The sequence below is a fragment of the Bacteroidales bacterium genome (assembly GCA_018334875.1).
GTDB lineage: Bacteria > Bacteroidota > Bacteroidia > Bacteroidales > UBA12077 > JAGXLC01.
In genome coordinates, this window is sequence record JAGXLC010000454.1 from 1 (window position 1) to 3204 (window position 3204).

Consider the following 3204-nt stretch of genomic DNA (forward strand, 5'->3'; position numbering starts at 1 on the left):
TAATACTCCATCTATAGGCTGGTCTTATCTACAGGTACCATATTTGTACATATACGAAGTGGACAGTTTTATCAAGATTCTTCTTTTCATAATTTTTGAAAATGCAAACCATTTTTAAAAAAACAGGCTCTATTTTGGAAAAAATCAAAAAAAAGCAAACCCCCTGAATAAACCATCCGATGGTTAACAAAGGATTCATTCAATAAGGATAATAAAAAAAATTTGAATTTTCTTGTCCACAAATAGGAACGGTTACCCTTTTTAATAGTGAACAATTAAAGATCCATTCGTTTCGATGAAAAAGTACAATCAATATAGTGTAGAAGACTTTGTGCTGGATGATGGCTTCAGGATGTGGGTTCTGAATGAGGATCCTCAAAATGATGCCTTCTGGAGGGAATGGATCACCCGGCATCCTGGGATGAGACCGGTGATTGATGAGGCCAGCAGGATCATTCGCGAACTTCATACCAATGAGGCCTCCGTAAGCAAAAAAGAGATTGATGCAGGTTACCGGGAAGTGGAAGCTTTCTTCGATAAGGCCATGGAGCGGCAAAGCCGTTGGATTGGCAAAGGATTTTGGAGAATTGCCGCCTCTATACTGGCCCTGGTGGTGGCCGGTCTGGGCATCTTATTCCAGAATCAGCCCCAGGATGAAGTGAATCAATACATCACTCAAGAAGGAGAACACGAGAAAATCGAACTGCCTGACGGTTCCAGGGTTTATATGAAGGAAAATTCCCGCCTGAGCTATGCCACCAACTGGAACGAGATGGAGACACGAAAGGTACAACTCCGTGGAGAGGCTTACTTCCAGGTTGAAGAGCAGCTTTACCAGGGCAACAAGGTTAAGTTTGTTGTTCAGGCCAATGGGCTTTCGGTAGAAGTAGTAGGAACGGAGTTTGTCGTCAACAACCGCAGCAGCAGCAGAACGCATGTGGCGCTGAATTCCGGTAAAATCAGACTGAAGCTGAAACAGACCAACCAGGTGTTGAATATGAATCCCGGTGATGTGGTCGAATACGATGCCTCCACTAATAAACTGCTAAGTCGTAGAAAAGATGTGGGACCCAGCGACACCTGGCTGAAAGGTTTCGAAGAATCCGGTCAATCCGGATCCACTTCACAATCCGGATCTGATGGCTCCATTGGTGTTACCAGAGGTGAGAAGGTAAATCAAAGTCCGCGTGACAAACAAACAAGCCAGCAAAATCAAGTCCAGGCTCTGCAGCCCGATCCTTCCACCGATGCCTGGCAAACTGCAAACCGGAGCAATTCAAATGCCGGCTCAAACCAGACCGCACCCAACAACCTGCAGGTATACACCGGAGCATCTACCCCTAAGCAGGGTGGCAGCATGGGATCCGGCGAACAGCATTACATCCTGCAGCCCGAAGAACCGGATAATGCTCAATCTAATAACAACGTGGGCATTGTCAGACAGGATGGTGAGCAAAACACGGCTTATATCGAGCAGATCGGGGAAGACCTGGCATCGAAGCAGGATCAGAGTGGCAGTCAGAACCAGGCCACGGCCAATGTCAGCGGCCAAAAAGATGAGTCAGATGATCTGGGCTGGTCTTCCTGGCAAAAGCAACAGGGCAGCGGCAATGTATCCATCTTCGACATTGTGGAGTCCTATAATTCGAATATGTATTCGACGCAGGAAGGCACCTACAATACAATTGATGCCTTAAGCCAGGGTGAAGACAATACAAGCATCATCCTGCAAGAGGGTAAGGAGAACGATGTCATGATCCGCCAGTATGGAGCCGGAAACGAAGTAAGGGGCATGGATCCTTTGGCTCCGGGTGTCATGCAGGAAGGAAGTTTCAATGAAGTGGATATTATTCAGCAGGGAATGGGCAATCAGACCCGCAACATACAGCGCGGTCAAAACAACCAGATCAAGGTCAACCAGGACGGAAATTAAGATATTAAAATAAGTACCCAATTGTTTAACCAAAAACTTATTGTTGAACACTAAAAACCAAAATTCTTAAAATTCTAAAAAAAGCTGAACAGGCCCAGGCCGGCCTCAGGCAGCCAAACCTGAAACAGGCTCAACCCAAATTGTCTAGTTAAAAACCAATTGTTTAACCAAAAACTTAACATGTTATGAAACGTTTATCAAGTATTTTAGTAGCACTGTTATTTGTAACAGGCATGACTTTAGCTCAGACGCCATTTAATGAAGCTGAAGTTACTCAAAATGGAGATGACCAAACTTCAGAAATTACCCAAACAGCAAAGCAAAATTTTGCTTATACCAATCAATTTGGTGAACTCAATGAAGCCTATGTAATTCAAGAAACAGGTGGTAATGGCTTTCCTGGAGGTAAAAACGAGTCCAATATTGATCAAGGCTCAGAGGAAATGGGAGCCACAGAGAATTGGGCTAACGTATTTCAACTGACCAATTATGGTGGTGGTGAAAACCTATCCAACATTGTCCAAGATGGAACAGACAACGAAGCCGATGTTGAGCAATATACTAATGATGCGGATTTGAATGAATCAAACATCACCCAAGACGTTGAAGGCAATGATGCTGATGTTTTACAACGCGGTAATTATTATGGAGGATCAAACGAGTCTAATATCACCCAATTGGGTATCACAAATGAGGCTGATATTAGTCAAATAACCAATTTTGGGGGAGAAAATACTTCTACAGTGGTGCAAGGAAGTGGTTATGCCGAAGGAAATAAAGCCGAAGTGACACAACTAGTGGCTAAATTTGGTCGTACCGGAAGCGGTACCAATACTTCTGAAATATCACAATTTTATCATGATAATGAAGCTATTGTTGATCAGAAAATTCTCGAGAATGGTGGAACCAATATCTCCGATATATATCAATCTCGCTCATCCTTGGGAAATGGAAACTTTGCCAAGGTTAAACAGAAAACCAAATATGGCAATAGCGGCGGCGGAGGTATGAATGAGTCTGACATCGTTCAAAAAGGTGAAAACAATGAAATTAATGTAGGTCAGGGTACCAACGGAGCTGAGCATAACAAATCTGATGTTTTGCAAGAAGGCGATGATAATATGGTTGATGTAAAACAAGGAACTTATTATTATGCCGGAACAAACATATCAGATGTTGACCAGATAGGTAGCAGCAATGAAGCCTATGTAGATCAAAGAGCACGGAGAGGTGGTACCAATGAATCTATCATCCTTCAAGATGGTGACAGC

2 protein-coding genes are annotated in these 3204 nt (G+C 43.5%); both read left to right on the forward strand.

Features of this window, described 5'->3' with window-relative positions; translation table 11 throughout:
• Positions 1–295 precede the first annotated feature (295 nt).
• Positions 296–1933 carry a FecR domain-containing protein gene (locus KGY70_19720; protein MBS3777433.1) on the forward strand — a complete coding sequence of 546 codons (1638 nt, stop codon included), beginning with the start codon at positions 296–298 and terminating at the stop codon, positions 1931–1933.
• A gap of 185 nt (positions 1934–2118) precedes the next feature.
• The coding region (locus KGY70_19725; protein MBS3777434.1) for a hypothetical protein at positions 2119–3204 on the forward strand (1086 nt) is incomplete at its 3' end.

Excerpts from the sequence above, each read along its gene's own strand:
- KGY70_19720 (MBS3777433.1), top strand. The coding sequence starts at position 296 with ATGAAAAAGTACAATCAATATAGTGTAGAAGACTTTGTGCTGGATGAT.